Origin of the sequence: Viridibacillus sp. NPDC093762 (assembly GCF_050279675.1) — a bacterium.
Lineage (GTDB): Bacteria > Bacillota > Bacilli > Bacillales_A > Planococcaceae > Viridibacillus.
The window spans coordinates 21,315-45,789 of the sequence record NZ_JBNNUK010000004.1; the positions used below are offsets into that span (position 1 = coordinate 21,315).

Below are 24,475 nucleotides of genomic sequence, written 5' to 3' on the forward strand. Positions count from 1 at the left end.
TATTTTATATGGAGGACAAAATAATGAGCATTTTAACAGTTGAAAATCTTGCCCATACATTCGGCGACCGTACACTTTTTAAAGATGTATCGTTCCGCATCGTAGAAGGCGAACATGTTGGTCTTGTTGGAGCCAATGGTGTAGGAAAATCTACATTAATGAGTATCATCACGGGACAACTAATCCATGACCAAGGCAAAGTTGAATGGTTACCGAACACACATTACGGTTATTTGGATCAGCATACTGTGTTAACACCAGGTAAAACGATGCGCGAAACTTTACGCGATGCCTTTTTACCGCTTTACCAAAAAGAAGCTGAGATGAACGAAATCACAGGTAAAATGGCTGAAGCAACACCAGAAGAGCTAGAAGAATTATTAGAACAAATGGCTGAAATTCAAGACGCTTTAGATGCTGGAGATTTTTATACATTAGATATGAAAATTGAAGAAGTTGCGCGTGGACTTGGTCTAGATGCAATTGGCCTTGAGCGTGATGTAACAGCTCTTTCTGGTGGTCAACGTACAAAATTATTACTTGCGAAGCTTCTATTAGAAAAGCCAAAAGTTTTATTACTTGATGAGCCTACAAACTACTTGGATGAAGAGCATGTTACTTGGCTTTCAAATTATTTAAAAGGATACCCACATGCATTCTTCTTAATTTCACATGATACAGAATTTATGAATGGCGTTGTCGATGTTATTTTCCAATTAGAATTTTCAAAACTAACTCGCTACACTGCCACTTACGAAAAGTTCTTAGAACTAGCTGAAATTAACAAGCGTCAACATATTGATGCTTATGAAAAACAACAAGAGTTTATTAAAAAACAAGAAGGTTTTATCGCAAAAAATAAAGCACGATATTCTACAACTGGACGAGCTAAATCACGCCAAAAACAATTGGATCGCATGGAACGTATTGACCGTCCAGAAACAGCTGCAAAACCAAAATTCAACTTTAAAGAATCACGTAGCTCAGGTCGTTACGTCGTAGAAGCTGAAAATCTATTAATTGGCTACGACAAGGACAAGCCATTATTACCACCACTTACTTTCGAAATCGAACGTGGTGAAAAAATTGCCCTTGTTGGTATGAATGGTGTTGGTAAGTCAACACTATTAAAAACAATGCTTGGCAAAGTCCAACCTCTTGGTGGTAAAGTAACACGTGGTGACTTCCTCTTCCCTTCTTATTTTGAACAAGAAGTTAAAGCGGGGAACATTACACCTATTGAAGACGTTTGGAATGCGTATCCAAGTTTAGAGCAAAGCCAAATACGTGCCATTCTAGCATCTACTGGTTTGAAAAACGAGCACATTTCACGTCCATTAAACCAACTTAGTGGTGGAGAACAAGCAAAAGTTCGTATTTGTAAATTAATGATGGATGAAAGTAACTGGATGCTATTCGATGAACCGACAAACCACTTAGACGTTCATGCAAAAGAAGAACTAAAACGTGCTATGAAAGAATACAAAGGCACAATCATCCTAGTCAGCCACGAACCTGAATTTTACGAAGGTCTAGTAACAAAAATATGGGACGTAGCAGAATGGTTCTCAACTGGACATCAATAACTAAATGCTGTTGCGGCCCGCTCAGCCCCGACAAGCACTGGAACTTTCGAATCGAAAATATCTTTTCAATTTTCGACCGAGAAAATGGAAGTGACCTCGAGGGGCTGGCCGCTGAAGCTGGATATCTATCTAAAGCTGTTGGCGCTCATTCAGACTCGACAGGCGTTGGAGGGCTCGAACACAAGACGCTTTTTGTCTTGTGCCGAGACTGAAACGATTTGAAAGTCTAACGCCTGAAGTTTAATATTTCTCTAAAAACTAAAACTCCGCTTTTGCGGAGTTTTTTCAAATCCTATACATTTGCCATGGTTTCGTAGATATCCCTTGAAATCAGCAACATATCGTGTAAAAATTATTATGAGGAAGGTGGTTTTTTATGGATTCAGACAAGAAAGCTAAAATAGTACAGAGGAAAAAAAATAAACTTAAGAAATATGCAATCAAACTTTTCTTTTTAACAATAGGAGCACTTATCATGGCTGTTGGGCTGGAAATGGTACTTATCCCAAACAACTTGATTGATGGTGGCGTCACGGGTATTGCCATTATGGCCTCTCACCTTACAAATCTTTCACTAGGGTTATTCCTATTCCTCTTTAACTTACCATTTCTATATTTAGGCTATAAACAAATTGGCCGTACATTTGCCTTTTCTGTCGCTTATGGTATTGTCGTTTTATCAATAGCTACTTCATTTATGCATAATTCATCAGCATTCACAAATGATACTCTATTAGCTACGGTTCTGGGTGGTATATTACTAGGTATCGGTGTTGGGATTGCAATTAGAGCTGGCGGTTGCTTAGATGGCAGTGAAACATTAGCCATCTTATTTAATAAAAAGTTACCCTTCTCTGTAGGACAAATTATTTTATTCATGAACTTATTTATTTTAGGTAGTGCAGGATTAGTATTCGGTTTTGATCGTGCTATGTATTCGCTTATTTCATATTTCATTGCATTCAAAACAATTGACCTTGTTTCCGAAGGCTTGAATCAAACGAAGTCTATTTGGATTATTAGTGATGAAGCGGATGAAATTGGAGATCAAATTATGGCTCGTTTAGGTCGCGGTATTACGTACTTAAATGGACAAGGTGGCTATTCAAAAGATGATAAACAAGTGATTTTCTGTGTTATCAGCCGTTTAGAAGAAGCTAAATTAAAAAATATTGTAGAAGACGTTGATCCATCAGCATTTCTTGCTTTCAGTAATATGACTGAAATTCAAGGCGGAAACTTTAAGAAAAAAGATGTTCACTAAATAACTCATACTTTCAAAATCCACTGGGCATAATTAGTACAGTGGATTTTTTTTATTTAGTAGCTACTATTTTTGTCGAAAATTCAAATTTTCTGCTTTAGACGTTAATTTAACTTTTTTTTATTCAAAAACCATTGACTTATTTATATCTTACTTGTAAGATATAAGTATAATAATCAGTAGAGAAAGCGGGATAAATAGATGGCTGTTACAATTTTCACTCAAACGAGCTGTACATCATCAAAAAAGGCTTTACAGTGGCTAAAGGAAAACAACATTTCTTTCACTGAAAAAAGAATTACCTCTGATCAGTTAACATTGCCTGAATTCAAATTGATTTTAAGCATGACTGAAGATGGTACAGACGAAATTATTTCTACAAACTCTAAAGACTTCAAAAACTTAAATTGCGATATTAATCACCTTTCTATTCAAGAACTATATGATATTGTAAAGGATCATCCAAAAATGCTACGTAGCCCAATTTTGGTCGATGAAAAACGCCTACAAGTTGGCTATAATGATATGGATATTCGTCGTTTCATCCCACGCAAGGTGCGTGCTTATGAGCTTTATGAAATGCAACGCCTTTCACAAGAAGGCTGAATGAAACATTTTGGAGATGAGTAATATGAATGACGCTAGAAGAGAAAGCATTTCTTCACTATTTGAAGTAGTTGCTACTTTAGAGCGCAAATGGGCAAATGAATGGAATAGCCAGAACAGTCTAGGCTTTTCTAAAACGCATATTTTAATACTAGATCTTCTAAATAACGAAGGTCCAAAACGTCCTTCGGCTATCGCTGAAAAACTTCAAGTGACAACAGGTGGAGTAACTGTTCTAACTAGCAAACTAATAAAAACTGGCCTTGTTAAAAAGACCCAAAATGAAACAGATCGTCGTGCATCGCAACTTGAAATTACAGATACTGGTAGAGAACTCCTGTCAAAGGCACATCGCCATGTAAATGAAATTATCGAAAAAATGTTTGGCATGCTCAGCGAAGAAGAAATTCATACGCTCAGTAAGATTTTCTCTAAATGCTTATTTGGTTCATAACAACCGCTAACATGAAATTATTGTGTTAGCGGTTTTATTTTGAGTAAAATAATGGTCATATCCTATAGTTGGCATATCATACTTCCTACCATACCAAAATAGCTACCACATTTGGGTAGCTATTTTCTTATATATTTACCGTTTTTCAAGGCGGCGATCTCTGTATAGATTGCCCGACTTTTGATTAACGGACAACTATAGATTAAGCAGGCATGATTGCCTCAACTGAAGATTGATCAGCCATCATCATATCTTTTAGACGTTGTTTCGCACGGAATAAGCGAGATTTAACTGTACCGATTGAAACATTCATTAATTCTGCAATCTCAACAAGTGAGTATTGATTTACATAGAAATATACTAATGTCGTACGATATATAGTATCTAATTTACCAATTTTATCTTGGACAATTTGAGCGATTGCATCTTGCTCAATAACTTCCTCAGTGGATAGTTCATTATTGGGAACCAAATCTAGTACAGGAACGTCTAAAGTATCAGGTTGGTTCATCATGTATTTACTACGACGAACACTTTTGCGATAACGGTCGCGGAAAGTGTTCATACAAATTGTAGTTAACCAAGCTTTGACATGATCTACGTCAGCTACATAAGATTCATAACGTACAACTTTTACCCATACTTCTTGCATTAAGTCCTCTGCCTCTGCTTTATTGCGAGTTAGTTTTAGACATAAATGATATATATAACGATTATATTCCTCATAAACTGTTTCAAGTGTTGTATTTGTATTTGTTTTTGTATTCATTTTCATTACCTCCGATTCGCGTCTTGCTTTGTTAAACCTATTGTCGCAAAAACAAACCTTTCACTCTATCGGATTCTCTTTCAATTTTATTACATTCATGTAAGGTTAGCAGTTAAGTCTTGTAATCTAGTCTTTAAAACATTGATTTATCAATACTCTAAAATGGTATTTTACATTACAAAAGAAAAATCCTACCCAATTTCCTGGATAGGATTTTATTCATTTTCAATTATTCTTCCTTTTTATCATGTTCGATTGTCTTCTTTGTGATTGTTAATTTTACGATTCGATTATCGTCCATTTCATTTACAACTACATGCAAATTTTCATAATCGAATGATTCATTTTCTTCTGGAACATGAACGCATTGTTCCAGAACAAAACCACCTAATGTATCGTGAAGTTGTGGAATATCTACTTCAAAAACTCGATTTGCCTCGACAATTTCAAGACGACCATGACAAACAAGTTTAGCTTCTGTCACTTCATAAATGAGTGACTCCTCTTCCTCATCTGATTCATCCTCGATTTCTTGTCCAATCATTTCTTCTATTATATCTTCATGCGAAATAATCCCAAGTGTCCCACCATATTCATCAAGAACTATAGCTAAATGCTTTTTCTTAGCCAGCATTAATTTAAATACTTTCTCTACATTGATATTCGAAACTACAAATAATGGTTCACGATCTATAAAATCATCAAGCGTTTTAGACGGATCTAATGTCCATTCAATAAATTTCTTCGAATAGAACATGCCAACAACATCATCCATGCTTTCATCGTAAACCGGATAACGAGTGAACGAATATTCCAAAATTGTATCGCGCACTTCTTCAAATGTTGAATGGATAGAAAGCCCAATAACCTCTGTTCTGTGTGTACCGAGTACATCAGATACATCTTTATCTGGAAAATCCATTACACCTTTAAGTCGCTCTGATTCGTCAAAAGCAAATGTACCTTCTGTAGAAGCAATGTCTACCATCGTTCGAAGCTCTTCTTTAGTTAGTATGGCCTCTTTCACTGCTCCATTCGAAATGATTTGGATAAATATATTGGTAAAACTTTGGATAATCCATGTAATTGGGCGCAAAATTTGCACTAGCAATGCAATTATTGGAGCGACCATGTAAGCAATTTTATCCGCAAATGTTACAGCTATTGTTTTCGGAAGAACTTCTCCAAATATAATGATAATAACTGTCAAAATTGTAGTAGCTACCGAAAGTTGCCAACCATGTCGAAGTGCGATGATAGTTAAGAATGTTGGCAGTAGTATGTTCGCTATATTATTCCCGATTAAAATTGTTGTAATCATGCGGTCCGGATGCGAAATGAGCAAAAACAGTTTTTCAGACATGCGATCTCCTTGTTCAGCACGCAACTGGACCTTCATCCTATTAATAGCCGTTAACGCTGTTTCACTGCCTGAAAAGAAAAATGACGCCACCAAACATATGATTAAACCTATAAACTCCAACTAAACTTCCTCCTGTTAATAAATGAATTCAGTACATTTTCATATAGATAATATACCATATTATTGATAATCGACCTCTTTTCATGTGTACCTTCCTAATTAATTTAAGGGATATGCTATAATTACTCTATTATCAGATATTTTGAAATGAGGGATAATTATGAATAGTATAGACCAATATTTCACTACTAAACGTGAGGTTCATTTGGAAGAATTAAAGCAGTTTTTATCTATTCCAAGTATCAGTTCTTTATCTGAACATAAAGAAGATATGAAGACGGCCGCTGCTTTTTTAGGCGATGCTATGAAAAAAGTCGGATTAGAAAACATCACTATTAATGAAACTGGGGGCCATCCCGCTGTCACTGCAGATTGGTTACACGCTGAAGGCAAACCAACCATTTTAGTATATGGTCACTATGATGTACAACCTGTTGATCCTTTAAACTTATGGGATAGCGAGCCGTTTAAGCCTGAGATTCGCGACAATATTTTATATGCACGTGGTTCAAGTGACGATAAAGGTCAAGTGTTCATGCATATTAAAGTCATCGAAGCTTTAATGCAAATAAAAGGTGAGCTACCCGTGAACGTGAAATTTTTAATCGAAGGTGAAGAAGAAATTGGTAGTAAAAACTTACCTGCATTCGTCGAGGAACATAAAGACTACCTAGCTGCAGATTTAGTTTTAATTTCAGACACAGGTCTTTACGCGCCTGGGAAACCTGCTGTTTGCTATGCTTTACGTGGTTTAACAGGAGTACAAATAGATATTCGCGGAGCTAAAGGCGACCTTCATTCAGGACTTTATGGAGGCGGTGTACAAAATCCAATACATTCCTTAGCTGATATTTTGGCATCCTTCCATGACGAACATGGCACTATTACAGTAGATGGCTTTTATGACAATGTTCTTCCTCTAACGGACGAAGAACGTGCAGCATTTCGCGCTTTAGATTTTGACGAAGAAGGTATCAAAGAGGAAATTGGTGTGAAAGAATTATTCGGTGAAAAGGGCTACACTTATCTTGAACATACATGGGCGCGTCCAACACTAGAAGTAAACGGAGTTTTCGGTGGTTTCTCTGGCGAAGGTATTAAAACAGTTTTACCGGCAGAAGCCGGTGCAAAAATAACTTGTCGCCTTGTTCCTAATCAAGATCCTGAAGAAATTGTAGAAAAGCTACGAGCACATATCGCAGCGCACAAGCCAACTGGTGTTGAAATTACAGTTACTGACTTTGATAAAGGTAAACCATTCATTACACCAATGAATCATCCACTAATCCAAGCTGCTGGACGTTCTTACGAAAAAACATATAACACACCAACAGCATATATTCGTGGTGGCGGTTCAATTCCCATCGTCGCAGCTTTTGATGAGATTCTAGGAACTCCAGTAATCTTAATGGGTTTCGGACTTTCAAGCGAAAACTTCCATGCACCAAACGAACACTTCCATCTAGAAAACTACGACAAAGGACTCCGTGTTATCAGTGACTACTACTACGAAGTAGCAGCAATTGATAAGGATACCCTATAAGTAAAAAAATATATTAATCCGCTCCTTTTAAAGGAGCGTTTTTTTATGTACAAAACTGATTTAAACTAGGATTTAGTGCTTAATTGATACTACTCGAACTTCTATTTTGCATTGCTTGAGCTCACATTTAACCTACTCATCTCTTCTTTTGCACTACTCAGGCATCTATTTAACCTACTCACCTACTCTTTTGATTCACTCATGCTCTCTTTTAACCTATTCACTAAACCCCTATCAAAGAAATCCCGCATACGTTTAGTTAACGCATGCGGGATTTCTAATGCTCTAGTTAATATTAAATTCTATTCGCCAAAAATCGTTACAATTTCACTTGCTGATTTACGTGGCTTTTCTTTTGGTACAAGGTCGTAGTAGCCGAATTGTAACATGCTAATAATGCGTTCACCTGGTTTTGCACCCATTGGTTCACGGAATTTAGGATTATCTAGCCATGCAGGAGTTTTCCAGCATGCACCGATTCCTTTATCCCATGCAAGTAGTTGCATATTTTGTATGAAGCTACTTGCCGCAGCATAGTCTTCTAAACGTTCTTTTTGTCGTGCATCTTCAGGAACGACTACAAATGCATAAGCACCCGGTAATGAGAATTTACTCATCTTACTTTGAAGCTCACCTTCAGAAAGATCTTTCCAATTTGGTACGGCAAATTCACGAATAAGGTCTTTTAATGGTTCTAACTCAGGACCACATGCCACTACTAATCGCCAAGGTTGACGGTTACCGTGATTAGGCGCCCATACTGCATCGTCAATTATCGACATTAAATCTTCGCGATCAATTGGCTGACCATTGAACATTTTAATGGAACGACGTTGTGTAATTGCCTCTATTACTGTTAATGATTGTTCCTTCATTTCTATCACTCCTACTCTGCAAATCTTTACAATTTTGCAGTAAGTTTCATCATACGAGTTATGTATGCATCACTATCCACCATACCATACTCATAAAAAAAAACAAAAAATGATGAAAGAAATCCCTATCATTTTTATTATAAAAAATTCGTTTGATTGCGTCCGTTATTTTTTGACTGATAAAGTGCTTGGTCTGCTGCTTCGATAAAATCACTTACTGTTTCAAATGAATGCATAAATGTCGTAGTGCCACCGATGCTAATGGTTACAAATCGTAGATCACTTCTACCATTATGTTCAAATTTAGCATTTTCAACTGAACTGCGTATTTTCTCAGCAAGTACCCTTGCCTCCACTTCACCCATTTCTCGAATAACAATTGCGAATTCTTCTCCACCATAACGAGAAATTACGCCTTGGTCAGCCATGACATCTTTTATTATATTCACCGTCTGGCAAATAAGATCGTCACCTTTTAGATGTCCATATGTATCGTTATATTTTTTGAATTCATCAATATCAATCATAAGTAATGTTAGCGGCCACTTATCTTTGTAACTTTCTTGGAAACGCATTGGTAGTCGGTCTTCAAAATAGCGCCGATTATTAATGCCTGTTAAGCCATCTAATTCAGTCAGTTGCTTCAATTGCTCATTTTTCACCTGTAGTTCATATGTTCTTTCGTGAATCTTTTTATCAAGTGATGTATTTAACGTCATTAATTCCTTGCCAAGTAATTCAGTTTCATGGAAATTCCTTGCATAGTTGCGACTTAAATTAAATGCCTGCAAAATGACATAGAAGAAAAATCCGTAAGTTGAAAGCATGAGTGTATCTATTAAACCCTTTGCAAACAAATAATCGTTTACCACCGTTATAAAAAACAATAAATTCGCTACTAAGTTCATTAGAGCAGTAGGTCTTTTGTTAACAAAAGCTTTCACTAATATTATTATTATGAAAATCATAAGTATAAAAGCAAGGAAAAAAACATCAAAGAATAGGGGTTTAAAAAAGCTCGGTGGCGTCACCCAAGTTAGTATTAATAGTGGCATGATTATTGCCATAACTATATAAACGGTCTTCTTCCCCGCTTCTCTTGGAAATAGTTGCGAAATAAAGGCTATATATATAAGGACCGAACCGTAGATTAAAGTGTGTTCAATTCGCTTTAGTAAAAACCAAGACAAATGTGAGAACTGCATTTGTAAAAGCATTGGCCCTACGAAAAGTGAACGCACCGCTATGAATAGACTCAACAAGCCAAAGTAAAGGACAGATCGTTCGGCTTTCCTATATAAAAATACAATTATATGGTATATCCCTATAATAATTATACTGCCATTCATAAATAACAGAGCTGCTTGTCTATCTGAATGATAATTGACTATAGCATCTGCTTGCCCAAATAAAATCTCTTCACTTGGTCCACCAACACTGTCTTCAAAATTAGATACCTGCAAAACGACTAAAACCTTTTCAGAGTTAGGAACAAAATAGCCAATTCTAGGTGTCATTGAAGGAGCTGATGTATCTTTCGAAGTACCAACAGAACCACTTGATGAGATGGGTATACCATCGACAAACAAAGTATAGGCGCTTGATTGAAAACGAGTAGAAATAGCAAAAGTATGACCAATCTGCTCTTTAGGAATTTTCACATAGAGAGCAAATGTTGCATAGTCTTTTATATTCCTTAAAGGGTCATTCCAAGTGCTTGATAAATATTCTTTATCAACATTTGATGTTTTCATCCTCTTCTCAATTTCTCTATTAGATAGTAGTTCATGAGTAAAAAATAACCATTCGCCTCGTAATGGAATGACAGAACTCTCTGCTATATCTGTATGATTGAGTACTAATAAGCCGTGTTTGATTTGGGCATTAGTTTCAAAATTGACTAATGTACAGCCACTGAGGATGAATACAAATAGTAGTAATGCACTTATCTTTCTCAATTGTACTCCTCCAAAAATTTGATAATCGGTTAAAAAAGGGTTGTTTTCATAGTTATTTTTCCTACATACTGTATAAAAGAGTCTGGAGGATTTTGTATGTCTTATTTGACGATTTGTTATTGGCTAGTGAGTTACTTCGCCGGTACATTCCTGACTGCATGGTGGGTTGGCAAATGGCGAAATATCGATTTACGTGAGCATCGTAGTGGGAATTTAGGTGCTAGAAATGCTGGTGCAGTTATTGGTAAATCCGCATTTTTACTCACTTCAATTGGTGATGGTAGCAAAGGGTTACTCATTGTTCTACTTGGCTACTTACTGAACGAGACAGAATTATCAATTGCAGTTGCTGGTGCCCTTGTCATTATCGGGCATTTATTTCCTTTTTGGTTAAAAGGAAAAGGTGGTAAAGGTATTGCAACTTTTGTCGGAGTTACACTTGCTTTTAATCCTCTATTATTTTTAGCTTTTGTTGTTGGATTTTTAATTCCAATTCCTTTCCTAAAAAGCGCAACACTAAGTATGCTTTTGGGTTATGTATGTTATATTGGATCGATTATTTACAGCGGATGTTTACCAGTTGCGTGGCCAATCGTTCTTATTATTCTAATCATAGTTTACAAACATCGCTTTGACATTATCGAGTCCTATCAAGAAAAAGCTTGGAAATCGAAAAAATAATAAAAAAATCAACATTTTAATATTCCGTTTTTATGAAAACACAGCAAACCCGACCTATTATCCATTGAATAGGTCGGGTACTTTATTATATTGGTAATATAACATCTTCTATGTGAAAAAAGTAGTATTTCATATTCGGCGTATAAGCAGTTGAGTCTTTATATTCCCATGGTCGATGAAAGCTATTGGTTGTGTGGGCATTCACTAGAGGTTCACCATCTTCAAAACTTGTAACGATGACAGAATGATCTATTCTTCCATCACCTTGGAAATCGAAAAAAATAAGATCTCCTAGCTCTAAGTCATAGGCAGTTGCAACTCGCTTTCCCCTCAGTCCCTTCTTTGAAGTTTCTAAATACCATCGCAATGAATGCGATGTACTCCAACTAAAACTCCAATTACCTCCTTTTAGCCACCAGCCCTCCGATCGGTTTGGCGATCCCCACATCGGTCCACCGCCTGCAAAAAGACATTGCGATATATAATTCGTACAATCCACATCAAATCGCGGAAATGCTGGATTGTAGCTGTCCCACCATTTATCGGCGTAAGCGACAGCTGCTTGTCGATTGTAAACCGCTCCATCACACCTCCTTACTCATTTATATGCACTGCTATTGTTGATTATTTCTGTTATTTCAAAATATTGCATTTATAGTCGTTTTGTCATTTTAAGTCGTATTTCAGAAATTTATCTATTAATTAAGAACCTCAAATTATTACTCACTTTATTACATTTCTATGATATTTGTCAGTGCCTTTACATTTATACAACAATTTCAATATTCCTTATTTGAATCGCCCAATATAAGTCAAAAATTTGGTACAATGAAAACAACTAATTTGTTTCTCCTATTTTACGTTTGAAAGGGTGTTCGAAATTGACACAGCACGCAGAAAAAGAAATTGTTGAGTCGACATTATTATGTGACAAGAAGGGTAATCTAAATCCCGCTGCCATAGGATTCGCTCGAAAACCGATTATCAATAGTAATTTGAAAGGCCATTTCATGCGTAAAAAGAAATGGAATTATTGGTGTGTTTTCGGAGATGAAATTATGTTCTCTGCAACTATTAGCCATTTAGATTATGCTGCTGTTTGTTTCGTCTACTTCTTAGATTACGAAACTCAACGTTACTTTGAAAAGACAATCACCATCCCCTTAGGCAATAAAGTAAAAATGCCTACAAACGTATTAGAAACTGTAAATTTTAATCACGATGATATGAAAATCCAACTGCTATACGCGCAAAATGAAACACAAATGACTGTCACTATCCCTGATTTTGATGGTGATTTACTGCATGCTGACTTAACAATCAAACACCCTGTAAACGACGACTCTCTCAATGTGGTCATCCCTTGGAATCGCCAAACATTCCAATTTACTGGGAAACATCATTCATTACCAACTAACGGTTACGTTAAAATAGGAGAAAAACGTTATAATTTTCAAGAAGAAGAGTGCTACGCCGTACTTGATTACGGTCGTGGCATTTGGCCACGTGAAGCAACTTGGAACTGGGCTATGGCTTCCCAAAAATGTAGAGGGCACCGAATCGGTCTAAACTTAGGTGGCCAATGGACAGATGGCACCGGCATGACGGAAAATGCAATATTCCTAGATGGCAAAATGACTAAAATCCATGAAGATGTCATTTTCGAATACAATGTAAAAGATTTTATGCAACCTTGGCATATTAAATCTAAATTCACGGATGATGTTCAACTTACATTCACACCTTTCTTTGAACGTATCGCTACAACAAACGCCAAAGTTATCAAATCCGAAGTGCATCAAATGGTTGGCTATTTCAACGGTCGCGTTCGATTAGACAGTGGTTGTTACTTACCTATCCAACAATTACTCGGCACTGCCGAAGAACATTTAGCTAAATGGTAAAAAGGACAGCCTCTGATTTGATTGAGAGGCTGTCCTTTTATCTTGGGGCTTGTTAAAAATGTGGTCGTTGGGGAGAATAGATTTTTTTGAGTAGCACTGGTCTCTTCGAGTAGTGATAGTCCCTTCTCGAGTAGCGATAATCCCATCCCGAGCAGCAATAATCTCGCTCCGAATATCCCTTAACCAACCCTTCCATGCAAATAGAGTTTCTCCGGAAAATCTGTAAAAACGGCTTCGACTCCAAGTTTTTTCATCGAATCATAATCTTCTTTTGTATTCACTGTATAGACACGTACGATATTACCTCGTTCAATCGCTGTTTTAACAGCTTCTCGTTTAGCCGCTACTAGTGAAACATGTAATGCATCTGTACCTATCATTACACCGTACTCATGTAGATTTACTAATATCTTCATGAATAATGCCCCTACTTCGTTCTGAGGTGCCTTTTTTAATACTCGCTCCACCATTTCATGATCGAATGATGAAAAGACAACTCGATCCAACATGTCATTTTCTTTGAGCATTGTTATTACTTCATCTTCTATCCCCTGATACACAAAGACATCCGTTTTCAATTCAATATTAATCATATGATGAGTCGTTCTGAAAATATCCAATACTTCTTGTAGCGTTGGAATCTTCTCACCAGCAAATTGCTCCCCTTTCCATGACCCAAAATCATATGAACGTAATTCTTCAAAGGTCATATCACGGATATAGCCTTCTCCGTTTGAAGTACGATTAATACGTTCATCATGATTGATTACGAGAACGCCATCTTTTGTACGTTGGACATCTAATTCAACACCATAAATCGGTAATCTTGCAGCTTCACGGAAAGAGCATATTGTATTTTCAGGGAAATCACCTGAAGCTCCACGATGTGCAAATATTTTCATTAATTATTTCCTCCAAAAATTTATTGTTAACTTTATGCTATACTTTATAAAATTTCCAGACAATTGAAAAACTTTTACTTGTACTCTCTGAATTCATGTAGTAATATTTATCATTGCTATCAAAACCCCAACATCTTCAACAGGACGCAAAATTGCCAAATTGGAGGACTGTAAATGACACAGAAGCATCCCGATTTTGAACAAGAAGCTCAGCGCCTGGCTTACACAAAACATTATATGCGAAAACTCTTAGAAGAATCCAAACGTGACGTTCAATCAGCACAGGACAGTATTCGAAAATCGATGGCTGATTTAGAGTACCTAGATTCAAGTTTAAGCTACCTCAACATTTTAACGAATGCTCGATTTTTTGAAATGGCACGTGATCAAAAAGAAGGTCTTGAAGCAGTTCAGCAAAAACCTTATTTTGCCCGTATACATTTTCAAAAAGAAGGCGAACCAGCAGAAAAATTATATATTGGTAAGACCTCTCTCTTTGACCGTGAAACACAAGAACCCATCATCGTCGACTGGCGCTCTCCCGTGGCGAACGTATACTACGACGGGCGACTTGGTGATCTTACTTATAAAGTACATGACGAAGAATACAATGGGCACCTCTTTTCAAAACGGCAATATAAAATTGAAGAAGGCAAACTATTAGACGTCCAAGATATTGACCTGACAACAAATGATGAACTATTACAAGATGCACTGGCAGGTAAAGCTGATGTACGCCTTACCGAAATCGTTTCAACGATTCAAGCTGAACAAAACGATGTTATTCGTGCTCATTTAAAGCAACCAATACTCGTTCAAGGTGCAGCTGGATCAGGAAAGACAACTATTGCACTCCATAGGATATCTTATTTCCTATATACGATGGGTGAGCATTTCAACGCAAAAGAATTGATGATTTTAGCACCAAATCAGCTGTTTATAGACTATATTGGCGACGTTTTACCTGAGCTTGGTGTGGATCAAATTTGTCAAACAACCTACTCAGATTATGTACAACAAGCAACTGATATTAAGCTGAAAATCCAAAATCCAAATGAACATCTTGAAAAACTCGTGAGCGAAGACGTTATCGATGAAACCGTGCTTTGGCTAACCAGAATGAAAGGTTCACTTGAATACCGAGATGTTATGGATCGCTATTTAAAAAAGATTGAATCACAAATAGCTGATCAGTTCGAAGACGTTTATATCGAAAAGTATCGCATTTTAACAGGTTCCCATTTAAGAAAACTCTTCTTAAATGATTTTGCCTATATGCCCATTGAAAAGCGAATTGAACGAATTAGAGCTGTGCTACAAAATTATGTACGACAAAAGAAAAAGCAAATACTACTTTCTTTAAATAAAAGATATGATGAAATTTTGGATAAGGCGTTGTTTGGTATTCAAGATGCAGCTAAACGTAAACAGACAGTGACAAAATGGATTGATGAACGTGATGTTCGTATTCCAGCTGTTGAAAAGATGGCTAAATCTACCTGTTCAAGTTATATGAAGCGTTTTAAAAAGCATAAAATAAAAGCCTTGTATCGTGACTTTTTGACGAATTATGATTTACAAAGAGAGTTGTCTCCCGAATGGTCTGAAGGAGAACATGAGCAATTTTTCAACGCACATATAAAAGAAACTTGGGCCTTAGAAGATTTGGCAGCAATCTTTTATTTGCATGCCAAATTCAAAGGGGTCAACGAAGAATGGAAAATGCGCGTTGTTTTCATCGATGAGGTGCAAGATTATAGCTTATTCCAGTTAGCTGCTTTAAAAGAAGGTCTAGAAACTGATATGTTCACTATGGTAGGCGACTTGGCCCAAGGAATACATAGTTACCGCTCCTTAACGGACTGGACGCCCGTACGCGAGTTATTCCCTCGCGCTACTTATAAAACTTTACAAAAAAGCTATCGTACTACAATAGAAATTATGGCTGTTGCAAATGAAATCTTATCGAAAATGGGCGAAGATTTACCACTTGTAGAGCCAGTTGTCCGTCATGGAGATGAACCAACCTTCTATGAGATGAAAATAATTGACCCCGTAGCGATTGAAGATATTCATCAACAAATTAGAGCAAAAGGGCACCGTTCCATTGCACTCATTTGTAAAACTTCTGATGAAGCAATGAACTATACGAAAATATTACAAAATGCTGGTGTATTGGCACAAACTTTATCTGAATCATCCGAGATTGATCAAGGTGCACTTCTCGTCATACCAAGTCATTTAGCGAAGGGGCTTGAATTTGACGCAGTTATTGTAACAGCCATCGAAAAGCCTTTCCGTGATACAGCACTGGACCGTAAGCTTTTATATGTAGCTGTCACCCGTGCAATGCATGAGCTACATCTTGTAGGCTCTTCACGCAGTGCGTTTTTATTAGCAGAATAAAAATAAAGAGGCATTCCAAAAGTCGTTTGCAAGACGACTTTTGGAATCCTCTTTTTATTTCCTCGCAGAGAGAGGATAATAATTTTGTTTTTTAGAGAAGATATTCATTATCTTTCTGCGGATACCCTTTTTCTCTTTTACTAACTGCTTTTCATTTTTTTCATCGACTTTTCCTAGTGCAGGTAATCTCATTGTAGATCTCCCCTTTGCGATGGTTTTAGTACTCTCTTAACATTACCATTAGTTTATGAATATTATCGACAGAATATGTATATTTTTAGTAAAAATTATTATTAATTTTAAATTTTCAGTTAGAATTTCAAAAAATCAATGTTTCGTTAAATATAGCTCTCTATTACAAGACAACTGTCCTTAAATGACTAATGATTTCAAATACCTTTAATAATCATTTAGTAAATTAAAAATACCAAGCAAACTGCAATTTGCTTGGTATTCTTCGGATTATTTAAATATACTCCACATTCTTTTGAACAAACTCTTTTTACTTACATCATCCATTTTATTTATTTCTACTACTACCGCATCTGATAACAGGTCGTAACCGGCTTCTCCGAAGTGTAATCCATCGTTTTTGATGCCCACTAAAAGCTCTTTGTAATTTGGCTTACTATAGAGAATTTCAAAAAAATCAATGATATGACATCCTGTTTCTTCTGCGACATCTTTGACTGCTTGGCCGTATTTTTTCAACCTCTGATTTTTTCGATTTGGTTGTAGTACTTCATCGACCGGAGGAGATGTAATAAGAATTGTTCGATCAGCTCCAATTTGCTGAACAAAGTAACGAATATTAGATTTAAAGGTGCCTATCGGTATTAATTTGTGCTTTGCAGAATCGTTTCCTCCAAATAATACTGTTACGACATCAGGATTTTTTGAAAGTACATCCTTCTTAAAACGAACTCTAGCTTGCTCCGTTGTATTTCCAGATACTCCTGCATTAATAAATTGATGCTGTTTCATTTTAAACTTTAGCATGGATGTTAAAACCGGTTTTGGATAGTTTTCTTTTCGTGCTGTAATACTATCTCCAAAACATATGATTTTCATCTAATCATCCCCTTCTGCTATTTTTCTTTTCTAGATATTATTTTTTCGCGAAATAATCTACTTGCTGCATTTTCGAAAATCCAGCTCGTTCGTAGACAGATAGCGCTTGTTCATTTTCAATCTCAACATCAAGTAATACTGTCGATTGTTCTTTTTTGGCAGCAATATTTTTAACCCATGCTAAAAGTGCTGCTCCTATACCTTGACGTTGGAAATCAGGATGTACTGCTAATGCAGTTACCCATTGGACATCATTCTCTTCAACTGAAGTCACAGTGCCTACAACTACGCCATCTTTTTCAGCAAGCCATAATACACGTCCATCTGTTGACGTATTCGTAGAGATTAGATGATCTGTATCTTCTGGAGTATCATCAAATGCAAACTCAAAAATAGTAACAAGTGCATCGCGTTCTCCATTATATAAGCGAATTGTTAAGTCGCTAAGAACGTCTGTAAATTCAGCATCTGCCTGTAGTGTTGCTTCTGAAAAACTATATTCATAGCCTTGATCTTCTATGAATTTACGGCCTTCGTCACCGTTTAATGTAAGAGCTAATTCTCCAACAGCAATACGTTCATTAAATCCAGTTGCGATGCTCCCAACTAGTAGTTTACCAATACCCATCCCACGATACATAGGAGCTACAACTGCGGACCATTCAAATGTATTGAACCCCATCGTATCAACTGCACTAGCTACACCAACAAGTTCGTCCTTATCCTCATCATAAGCCAGCACTAGAAAGCCATATACCTCTGGGTTGCACCAGCTACTTTCGTTCATCACCACTTTGTAATTTAGTTTATCTTCAAGTTCAGCTTTTCTCAATAATTGTAAAATCTCTTGATAAGTCTCACCATCAATAGGATATGTTGCTTTCATTATAAAAATATTCAAATTGGAACCACCTTGTTGTAATTGTTTTGTCATCTAAATGATAACAAATTATCAAATTAAGCGACTATCATTTAGCTTTTTAGGGGTATAGAATATCGAGATGGAGGTTTTACAATGATAAAACAACGATTAACTTGGGTTGATGTGACAAAGGGATTTTTAATGATATTAGTAGTAGTAGGTCATTTTCCTGGCGACTTGGATTACCCTCTTTTACAATATATCTATTGGTTCCATATGCCCGCATTCTTCGTACTGAGTGGATTATTCTTCAAACCGCTATCAAAGGACGAGCCTATACGTAAAGCCGTAAAAAAACGATTTATGCAATTGATGGTTCCCTATTTCTTCTTCCTATTGATTATTACATGCATTCGTTATATATTGGCATTCGCTTATGGAAATACCGATATTTCATGGTATATGGAGGATTTAAGTACGCTCATTATTGGTGGACGTTATGCACGTGGATCTTACGGTGTATTCTGGTTTACAACGGCCTTATTCTTTACTTATTTATTATTCTTATTACTAACAAAATATTTAAACCGCTTCTATCAATTTTTTGTACTTGCAATTTGCTACATTATCGCGCATGTCCAAAGCTATTATGTAATAGATGTTATTGGCGGCTCGTCTGCTGAAGCTTCACAAACAATACCTATACTATGGAATTTAGATGTTACACTCATAACTTTGGTCTACTTCGCCATTGGCTATTATGCAAAAGATTTATTTTTACACATTCGTTTGCCCTTATGGACAATTTGTACAGTTAGTTCGCTCTTAGCAATGTATCTGGCATGGATAGATCAATTTGATTATCACTTAAGCTTGAAGTTTATTCGTTACAATCATGCCCTATTGGACCTTGTCATCCCTTTCATCTTTATCATTACCATTTTCGGTATATTCCAATTTATTACTCGCTTCACACCATTGAAAGCGTTGAAGTTTATCGAAATGCAGTCAATCACTATTATGTATATGCATATTTCGGTAGATAAACAGATGAATAATTTCTTTGACTACGATCTCATTGGTTATACTGTTTTATGTCTGGGTATATCTATCATAGGCTCTTTAGTTATTAAAAAATTCATCCCATATGGATTATTCTTCATCGGAGATATTCGTGCTAAACGCCCGATTCTCTTTAAAAGCAAACTATTTACCACATAAACAAAAAGGCATTTATCCATATAAAATGGGTGAATGCCTCTTCTATTTACCAAAGAGTTATGCATTTGATTCTTCTAACATTTTATAATAAATTCCTTGTTTTTCAACTAACTCCTGCTGGTTGCCTGCTTCAACAAGTTCACCTTGTTGCATGACAAAGACAATATCAGCTTGTCGTACCGTATTTAATCGATGGGCAATTACAAAGCTTGTACGTCCTTTCATTAAACGTTCTAGAGCTTCTTGAATTTTCAACTCTGTTACAGTATCAATGCTACTTGTTGCTTCGTCTAACAATAGAATTACAGGGTCTGCGACAAGTGCTCTTGCTATAGATAATAACTGTTTTTGACCTTGGCTAATTTCAGCACCATCAGCAGACAGAAATGTATCATAACCATTCTGCAACTTCATAATGAAGTCATGAGCATTAGCTTTACGTGCAGCTTCTTCTACTTCTTCATCTGTTGCATTTAGCTGACCATACCGAATGTTTTCCCTAACCGTTTCTTCAAATAAAAACGGATCTTGTAAAACAAATGCCATTTGACTGCGCAAATTTTGACGTGACATTTCTTGAATGGGTGTACCATCAATAGTAATTTCACCTTTATTTACTTCATAGAAACGTGCGAGTAACTGTAAGATAGTTGTTTTACCAGCCCCAGTAGCTCCTACTAAAGCAGCTGTTTGACCTGCCTCTACATGAAAACTAACATTTTTTATCGTATGTGCTTCATCTGTTTGTTCATATTTGAACGAGACATCATTGAACTTTACGTCACCTTGTAGTTGTTGGATTACTTTGTCTGAAGCTAAATCCACCTCTTCCTCTTCGTGCATAATTCCAAAAACACGTTCTGCTCCTGCAATCGCTGACAAAACATTATTAAACTGATTTGCTAAATCGTTTAGTGGACGTGTAAACTGACGCGCATATTCTGAAAATATCACAATCGTCCCAATTGTAACTTGGCCCTTCAATGCTAATAAACCACCGACGCCCGCAACAATGGCAAAGCTTGCATTATTTAAAAGGTTCATGACCTTTGGAATACCACCTGAGTAAACATTAGACCAAAAGCCAACGTTGCGTAACTTAGTACTTTTCTCTGCAAATTCTTCAATCATACGCTGCTCCTGAGAAAAAGCTTTAACAATTCGTTGTCCTGAAATCGACTCCTCAATCATCCCATTTAATGCTCCTAATGCTTGCTGCTGTTCTTTAAATAACTTACTTGTACGGCGTGTAATCCATCTTGTAGCAACGAACATTACTGGGATGATGATCATCGTCAAAAATGTTAATAGAGGGCTCATTGACAACATAACAACCAACGTCCCAATTAACGTTAAAACACTTGAGAATACTTGAATAAATGTACTATTCAAGGTCGAACTAACATTCTCAATATCATTTGTCATACGGCTCATTAACTCGCCATGTTGACGCTTATCAAAAAAGGAAATTGGTAACTTCTGTAACTTAGTGAATAGACCTGTACGCATGCGATAAATCGTTTGTTGTGCAATACCAATCATCCAATAGTTTTGGAGAAACAATGATAATGACAAACCTATATAAATGGCGATCAAACCAAATATTAGCTTAGACAAGCCTGCAAACTGAGCTTTCATAATGTGGTTATCAATAATTTTCCCAATTAAATAAGGACCTAATAATGAAAATACCGAGCTCGCTACTACCATGAGTAGAACTACAATTAATAGCACGCGTTGTTCATCCACAATTCGCCAGATATGCCCTAGCGTTGAACCCCAATTTGTAGCGCGATCCATCTTCTTATTACGCTTCTTTTGTATATCTTCTTTCGTCAAAATATTTTTATAACCAAAAGGTTCTCTTATTGCTTTAAGCATTATCATCCACCCCCTGCTCTTGTTGTGAAGTCGCAATTTTTTGATATAATACGGAACTTTCCATCAATTCTTCATGAGTACCAAATGCCGACACGAATCCGTCTTCTAGTAGCAAAATACGGTCAGCTCCCTTTGCTGTACGAATTTTCTGAGTCACAACAAGCATTGTTGCCTTTTCACACTCTAACGCACTCCATAATGCAGATTCCGTTTTGACATCTAATGCACTTGTACTATCATCTAAGATCAAAAATTCCGGCTTACGTATTAATGCCCTTGCAATTGATAATCGTTGTTTTTGACCACCAGATAAGTTCACTCCCTTTTGCCCAACTCTCGTTTCATAGTCATTTGGAAAGTGCAGAATTGAATCATGTATTTGTGCCTGTATTGTCGCCTCTTGCACTTGTTCAATTGAAGCAGCTGTTTTTCCCCAGGTTACGTTATCGTGGATAGAACCAGTGAATAACAATGCCCGCTGTGGTACATAACCAATAGCCTCACGCAACTTTTCTAAAGGCCAGTTTTCCACATTCACTCCATCCACAAAAATATCCCCAGACGTCGTATAGTAAAAACAGGGTAATAGCTGTAACAATGTTGATTTACCAGAGCCAGTCGCACCCATAATAGCTAATTTTTCACCTTGACCACATTCAAAAGAGATATTACGCAATACGAATTCATCTGTCTGTGGGTACTTAAAAGAAACGTTGTCAAAACGTAGAGTGCCGCGTTGCCCAACTTCCAGTGATCCTTTATCCTTCTCATCTTCTTCTAAACCTTCTTCAATTAACAATACTTCCTCCATACGATCCGCTGACGCTTTCGCTCGTGAAATAAATACGATAATAAATGAAAACATTGAAAATGCCCCTGTCATACGTAGTGCATAGTTGACTATCGCTACAAGTTCACCGATTTGCGTTTCTCCTTGCTCAATTTTCCCCGCTCCAAACCAAAGAACCACAAGCAAGCTAACATTCATAACAAACAGCAATATGGGCTGAATATACTCCATCGTTCGTAACGCTTTAGATGTATCTATCTTCAAAGAAATTGCTACTTTTTCAAACCTACTTGCTTCGTACAAACCACGCAAATAGGCTTTTACTAAACGCATCGCCTGTAAATTCTCTTGAATAACACGATTGACTCGGTCAACACGCTTTTGAACGGCTGAAAAATATGTAATACCTTTGCGAACCATTAAAAATAAGAAAACAGCTAAAAACGGAGCACCAATTACAAGATAAACAGCTAATGATGGCTTCACATAAAACGCCATTATTAAACTACCAATCACAACAAGGGGCGTACGTAACATGACTCGTAGACTCATGAATAAAACTTGTTGTACTTGAGATACATCGCTTGTTAAACGCGTAATAAGTCCTGCCGTTGGAAATCTCAAAAACGTCGTCATTGTAAATGATTGTACTTTTTTAAACAATGCATTCCGCAAATCAAAGGCAAAGCTTTGTGATGCATGTGCTGAAAAAAATGAGTTCGTAACGCCTGCGATAAAACCCAGGAATGCTATTAGCATCATTATTCCGCCCCATAACCAAACCGTTGCAGAATCTTGTAAAACGATTCCATCGTCAATAATTTTCTTGATAATTAGTGGCTGGATTAACTCAACAGCAAGCTCTACAAGCATGAGCGAAATAGCAATAACAGCGAACCATTTGTATGGTTTTATGTATGAAAACATTATCTTCATGTTATAACCTCCTATATTCATTTCGTCTCTCGAAATTTATTTAATTGTTCCTTATTATGCCATAAAATAACCATAACTTGTGCTATAAAAACTCAAAATATTTAGAAGGGTAATTTTATTAATATTTTTCTTCATGTATATATAAAAAAAGTCCCCCTCACTCAAAAAGTGAAAGAGACCATTTATTTTTAAATAATAGATTTTGAAATAGAGCATGCAATTCTTTACGCTAATTTAGTTTCTTAAAAAAATAATCACTTACAAAATCACAGTGATATTTATTTTTTTCACTAAATTTATATGTCTGCTTTTTGTTGCTTATCCCCTTCAATGGAAAGCCACGTTACACAAACAAGCATGATTATGATACCTAAAATTTGCCATATCTCTAGTGTTCTTCCTAGCCAAATAACAGAAATGATCATAGCCGTTAATGGCTCCATACTTGACAACACACTTGTTTCTACAGCTGATATATATTTCATACTACTTAAAAACAATACAAAGGCAGCTGTTCCAAAAAATATAATAGCAGTTAACATTAATGCGATTTTCGGGTCTAATAATAGGCTCCATTCATCAGAACTCCAGACTTGCGAAATTACACCTAGTACAATTCCTCCGATTAGCATCCCCCATCCTACCACAATAAGGACACCCCATTCCTTCATAATGGCTGCAGGATATAAAGTATAAAAAGCAAATGTTAAACCAACCGCGACTCCCCATAAAAGAGCTTCAGAACTAACGAGCAATGTCTCAAAGGAAGCATTCGTTAGTAATAAAAACAAACCAACAAGTGTCCCTAGAATACCTAATACTTGATATCTTGGTGGCCATTTGCGATATGAGATTGAAACAAAAAGGATAATGAAAATAGGTGCCAAAAATTGTAGTAATGTTGCCACAACCGCATTACTAGCATCAATAGCTGCTACAAATGAAAATTGCACTCCAAGCATTCCTAAAACACCAAATACGACTAATTTCCTCCACCAAATAGGATATTTCCAAATACTTGTTACATCTTTTTTAGTTAGCAATAAAAAGGATAATAGTATTATACCCGCCAAAATGAGACGGACTGTTAGCATAAACGCTACAGTTAAATCACTATTAGATAATACCCACTCCATAAGTGGTCCCGTAGCACCCCAAAGCATTGCTCCAGAAATAATCAGTATTATCCCTCTTAACCTATGCGACTGATGATTCATTCCTAACCCCCTCTTTTATGATTATATTTTACTGCATTTTCGATATTTTTTTGCATATTTCTTCCC

At 36.5% G+C, this 24,475-nt stretch carries 20 protein-coding genes and 1 pseudogene; 9 read left to right on the top strand and 12 right to left on the bottom strand.

The genetic code is table 11. The annotated features are described in order from the left end of the window. Positions 1–23: 23 nt before the first annotated feature. The 4 genes from ACQKM9_RS07100 to ACQKM9_RS07115 all read left to right on the top strand — a co-directional run bounded on the left by ACQKM9_RS07100 (position 24) and on the right by ACQKM9_RS07115 (position 3,910). Positions 24–1,586: an ABC-F family ATP-binding cassette domain-containing protein gene (locus tag ACQKM9_RS07100; RefSeq protein WP_427733686.1), complete on the top strand. Its 1,563-nt coding sequence runs from the start codon at positions 24–26 to the stop codon at positions 1,584–1,586. Between the two features lie 376 nt (positions 1,587–1,962). Next, positions 1,963–2,850 carry a YitT family protein gene (locus ACQKM9_RS07105; RefSeq protein WP_427733687.1) on the top strand — a complete coding sequence of 296 codons (888 nt, stop codon included), beginning with the start codon at positions 1,963–1,965 and terminating at the stop codon, positions 2,848–2,850. Between the two features lie 201 nt (positions 2,851–3,051). Further along, a complete protein-coding gene (gene spx, locus ACQKM9_RS07110; protein WP_427733688.1) occupies positions 3,052–3,456 on the top strand; it encodes a transcriptional regulator Spx in 405 nt (134 codons plus the stop codon). Between the two features lie 25 nt (positions 3,457–3,481). Beyond that, positions 3,482–3,910, top strand: coding sequence for a MarR family winged helix-turn-helix transcriptional regulator (locus tag ACQKM9_RS07115; protein ID WP_038180287.1), 429 nt, complete (start codon positions 3,482–3,484; stop codon positions 3,908–3,910). Positions 3,911–4,112: 202 nt separating this feature from the next. Here ACQKM9_RS07115 and ACQKM9_RS07120 read toward each other — a convergent pair whose 3' ends face one another. Then, the gene (locus ACQKM9_RS07120) at positions 4,113–4,679 is read right to left on the bottom strand and encodes an RNA polymerase sigma factor (RefSeq protein ID WP_427733689.1); all 567 of its coding nucleotides are present in this window, start codon (positions 4,677–4,679) and stop codon (positions 4,113–4,115) included. Between the two features lie 229 nt (positions 4,680–4,908). Next, positions 4,909–6,162 (bottom strand): hemolysin family protein, encoded by a 1,254-nt coding sequence (locus ACQKM9_RS07125; RefSeq protein ID WP_427733690.1) that lies wholly within the window; start codon positions 6,160–6,162, stop codon positions 4,909–4,911. A 160-nt stretch (positions 6,163–6,322) separates the two neighbouring features. Here ACQKM9_RS07125 and ACQKM9_RS07130 point away from each other — a divergent pair, with 160 nt between their 5' ends. Further along, the gene (locus tag ACQKM9_RS07130) at positions 6,323–7,705 is read left to right on the top strand and encodes a dipeptidase (protein ID WP_427733691.1); all 1,383 of its coding nucleotides are present in this window, start codon (positions 6,323–6,325) and stop codon (positions 7,703–7,705) included. Positions 7,706–8,007: 302 nt separating this feature from the next. Here ACQKM9_RS07130 and ACQKM9_RS07135 read toward each other — a convergent pair whose 3' ends face one another. Both ACQKM9_RS07135 and ACQKM9_RS07140 read right to left on the bottom strand, forming a co-directional pair. Beyond that, positions 8,008–8,580 (bottom strand): nitroreductase family protein, encoded by a 573-nt coding sequence (locus ACQKM9_RS07135; RefSeq protein ID WP_427733692.1) that lies wholly within the window; start codon positions 8,578–8,580, stop codon positions 8,008–8,010. A gap of 137 nt (positions 8,581–8,717) precedes the next feature. Continuing rightward, complete coding sequence (locus ACQKM9_RS07140) at positions 8,718–10,538, bottom strand: sensor domain-containing diguanylate cyclase (RefSeq protein WP_427733693.1); 1,821 nt, start codon at positions 10,536–10,538, stop codon at positions 8,718–8,720. Between the two features lie 96 nt (positions 10,539–10,634). Here ACQKM9_RS07140 and ACQKM9_RS07145 point away from each other — a divergent pair, with 96 nt between their 5' ends. After that, entirely contained in the window at positions 10,635–11,219 is a 585-nt protein-coding gene (locus ACQKM9_RS07145) for a glycerol-3-phosphate acyltransferase (RefSeq protein WP_427733694.1), read from the top strand. Between the two features lie 85 nt (positions 11,220–11,304). On the opposite strand, the pseudogene ACQKM9_RS07150 reads toward ACQKM9_RS07145, so the two are convergent. Next, positions 11,305–11,796, bottom strand: a pseudogene (locus tag ACQKM9_RS07150) (amidase domain-containing protein); the annotation flags it as partial. Between the two features lie 304 nt (positions 11,797–12,100). On the opposite strand from ACQKM9_RS07150, the gene ACQKM9_RS07155 reads away from it, so the two are divergent. Beyond that, positions 12,101–13,123, top strand: a complete 1,023-nt coding sequence (locus tag ACQKM9_RS07155; RefSeq protein WP_427733695.1) for a DUF2804 domain-containing protein — start codon at positions 12,101–12,103, stop codon at positions 13,121–13,123. Between the two features lie 179 nt (positions 13,124–13,302). On the opposite strand, the gene ACQKM9_RS07160 is transcribed toward ACQKM9_RS07155, so the two are convergent. Continuing rightward, positions 13,303–14,025, bottom strand: a complete 723-nt coding sequence (locus ACQKM9_RS07160) for a glycerophosphodiester phosphodiesterase (RefSeq protein ID WP_427733696.1) — start codon at positions 14,023–14,025, stop codon at positions 13,303–13,305. Between the two features lie 174 nt (positions 14,026–14,199). Between ACQKM9_RS07160 and helD the strand changes: the two genes are divergently transcribed. Then, positions 14,200–16,431: an RNA polymerase recycling motor HelD gene (gene helD / locus ACQKM9_RS07165; protein ID WP_427733697.1), complete on the top strand. Its 2,232-nt coding sequence runs from the start codon at positions 14,200–14,202 to the stop codon at positions 16,429–16,431. Positions 16,432–16,485: 54 nt separating this feature from the next. On the opposite strand, the gene ACQKM9_RS07170 is transcribed toward helD, so the two are convergent. The 3 genes from ACQKM9_RS07170 to ACQKM9_RS07180 form a co-directional block, all read right to left on the bottom strand. Next, positions 16,486–16,623: a hypothetical protein gene (locus ACQKM9_RS07170; protein ID WP_155981159.1), complete on the bottom strand. Its 138-nt coding sequence runs from the start codon at positions 16,621–16,623 to the stop codon at positions 16,486–16,488. Positions 16,624–16,893: 270 nt separating this feature from the next. Next, on the bottom strand, positions 16,894–17,502 hold the full coding sequence (locus ACQKM9_RS07175; protein WP_427733698.1) for a GDSL-type esterase/lipase family protein: 609 nt from the start codon (positions 17,500–17,502) through the stop codon (positions 16,894–16,896). Between the two features lie 37 nt (positions 17,503–17,539). After that, a complete protein-coding gene (locus tag ACQKM9_RS07180) occupies positions 17,540–18,403 on the bottom strand; it encodes a GNAT family N-acetyltransferase (protein ID WP_427733699.1) in 864 nt (287 codons plus the stop codon). Positions 18,404–18,517: 114 nt separating this feature from the next. On the opposite strand from ACQKM9_RS07180, the gene ACQKM9_RS07185 reads away from it, so the two are divergent. Next, positions 18,518–19,585, top strand: a complete 1,068-nt coding sequence (locus ACQKM9_RS07185; RefSeq protein WP_427733700.1) for an acyltransferase family protein — start codon at positions 18,518–18,520, stop codon at positions 19,583–19,585. A gap of 57 nt (positions 19,586–19,642) precedes the next feature. Here ACQKM9_RS07185 and ACQKM9_RS07190 read toward each other — a convergent pair whose 3' ends face one another. From ACQKM9_RS07190 to ACQKM9_RS07200, 3 genes are all read right to left on the bottom strand, one after another. Continuing rightward, positions 19,643–21,466, bottom strand: coding sequence for an ABC transporter ATP-binding protein (locus ACQKM9_RS07190; RefSeq protein ID WP_427733701.1), 1,824 nt, complete (start codon positions 21,464–21,466; stop codon positions 19,643–19,645). Next, positions 21,459–23,192: an ABC transporter ATP-binding protein gene (locus ACQKM9_RS07195; protein ID WP_427733702.1), complete on the bottom strand. Its 1,734-nt coding sequence runs from the start codon at positions 23,190–23,192 to the stop codon at positions 21,459–21,461. Before ACQKM9_RS07195 ends, ACQKM9_RS07190 begins: the two co-directional genes overlap by 8 nt. 296 nt (positions 23,193–23,488) lie before the next feature. After that, the gene (locus ACQKM9_RS07200) at positions 23,489–24,409 is read right to left on the bottom strand and encodes a DMT family transporter (protein ID WP_427733703.1); all 921 of its coding nucleotides are present in this window, start codon (positions 24,407–24,409) and stop codon (positions 23,489–23,491) included. Positions 24,410–24,475 lie beyond the last annotated feature (66 nt).

Excerpts from the sequence above, each read along its gene's own strand:
- ACQKM9_RS07100 (WP_427733686.1), top strand. The coding sequence starts at position 24 with ATGAGCATTTTAACAGTTGAAAATCTTGCCCATACATTCGGCGACCGT.
- ACQKM9_RS07105 (WP_427733687.1), top strand. The coding sequence starts at position 1,963 with ATGGATTCAGACAAGAAAGCTAAAATAGTACAGAGGAAAAAAAATAAA.
- spx (WP_427733688.1), top strand. The coding sequence starts at position 3,052 with ATGGCTGTTACAATTTTCACTCAAACGAGCTGTACATCATCAAAAAAG.
- ACQKM9_RS07115 (WP_038180287.1), top strand. The coding sequence starts at position 3,482 with ATGAATGACGCTAGAAGAGAAAGCATTTCTTCACTATTTGAAGTAGTT.
- ACQKM9_RS07120 (WP_427733689.1), bottom strand. The coding sequence starts at position 4,679 with ATGAATACAAAAACAAATACAAATACAACACTTGAAACAGTTTATGAG.
- ACQKM9_RS07130 (WP_427733691.1), top strand. The coding sequence starts at position 6,323 with ATGAATAGTATAGACCAATATTTCACTACTAAACGTGAGGTTCATTTG.
- ACQKM9_RS07135 (WP_427733692.1), bottom strand. The coding sequence starts at position 8,580 with ATGAAGGAACAATCATTAACAGTAATAGAGGCAATTACACAACGTCGT.
- ACQKM9_RS07145 (WP_427733694.1), top strand. The coding sequence starts at position 10,635 with ATGTCTTATTTGACGATTTGTTATTGGCTAGTGAGTTACTTCGCCGGT.
- ACQKM9_RS07160 (WP_427733696.1), bottom strand. The coding sequence starts at position 14,025 with ATGAAAATATTTGCACATCGTGGAGCTTCAGGTGATTTCCCTGAAAAT.
- helD (WP_427733697.1), top strand. The coding sequence starts at position 14,200 with ATGACACAGAAGCATCCCGATTTTGAACAAGAAGCTCAGCGCCTGGCT.
- ACQKM9_RS07170 (WP_155981159.1), bottom strand. The coding sequence starts at position 16,623 with ATGAGATTACCTGCACTAGGAAAAGTCGATGAAAAAAATGAAAAGCAG.
- ACQKM9_RS07175 (WP_427733698.1), bottom strand. The coding sequence starts at position 17,502 with ATGAAAATCATATGTTTTGGAGATAGTATTACAGCACGAAAAGAAAAC.
- ACQKM9_RS07185 (WP_427733700.1), top strand. The coding sequence starts at position 18,518 with ATGATAAAACAACGATTAACTTGGGTTGATGTGACAAAGGGATTTTTA.
- ACQKM9_RS07190 (WP_427733701.1), bottom strand. The coding sequence starts at position 21,466 with ATGCTTAAAGCAATAAGAGAACCTTTTGGTTATAAAAATATTTTGACG.
- ACQKM9_RS07195 (WP_427733702.1), bottom strand. The coding sequence starts at position 23,192 with ATGAAGATAATGTTTTCATACATAAAACCATACAAATGGTTCGCTGTT.
- ACQKM9_RS07200 (WP_427733703.1), bottom strand. The coding sequence starts at position 24,409 with ATGAATCATCAGTCGCATAGGTTAAGAGGGATAATACTGATTATTTCT.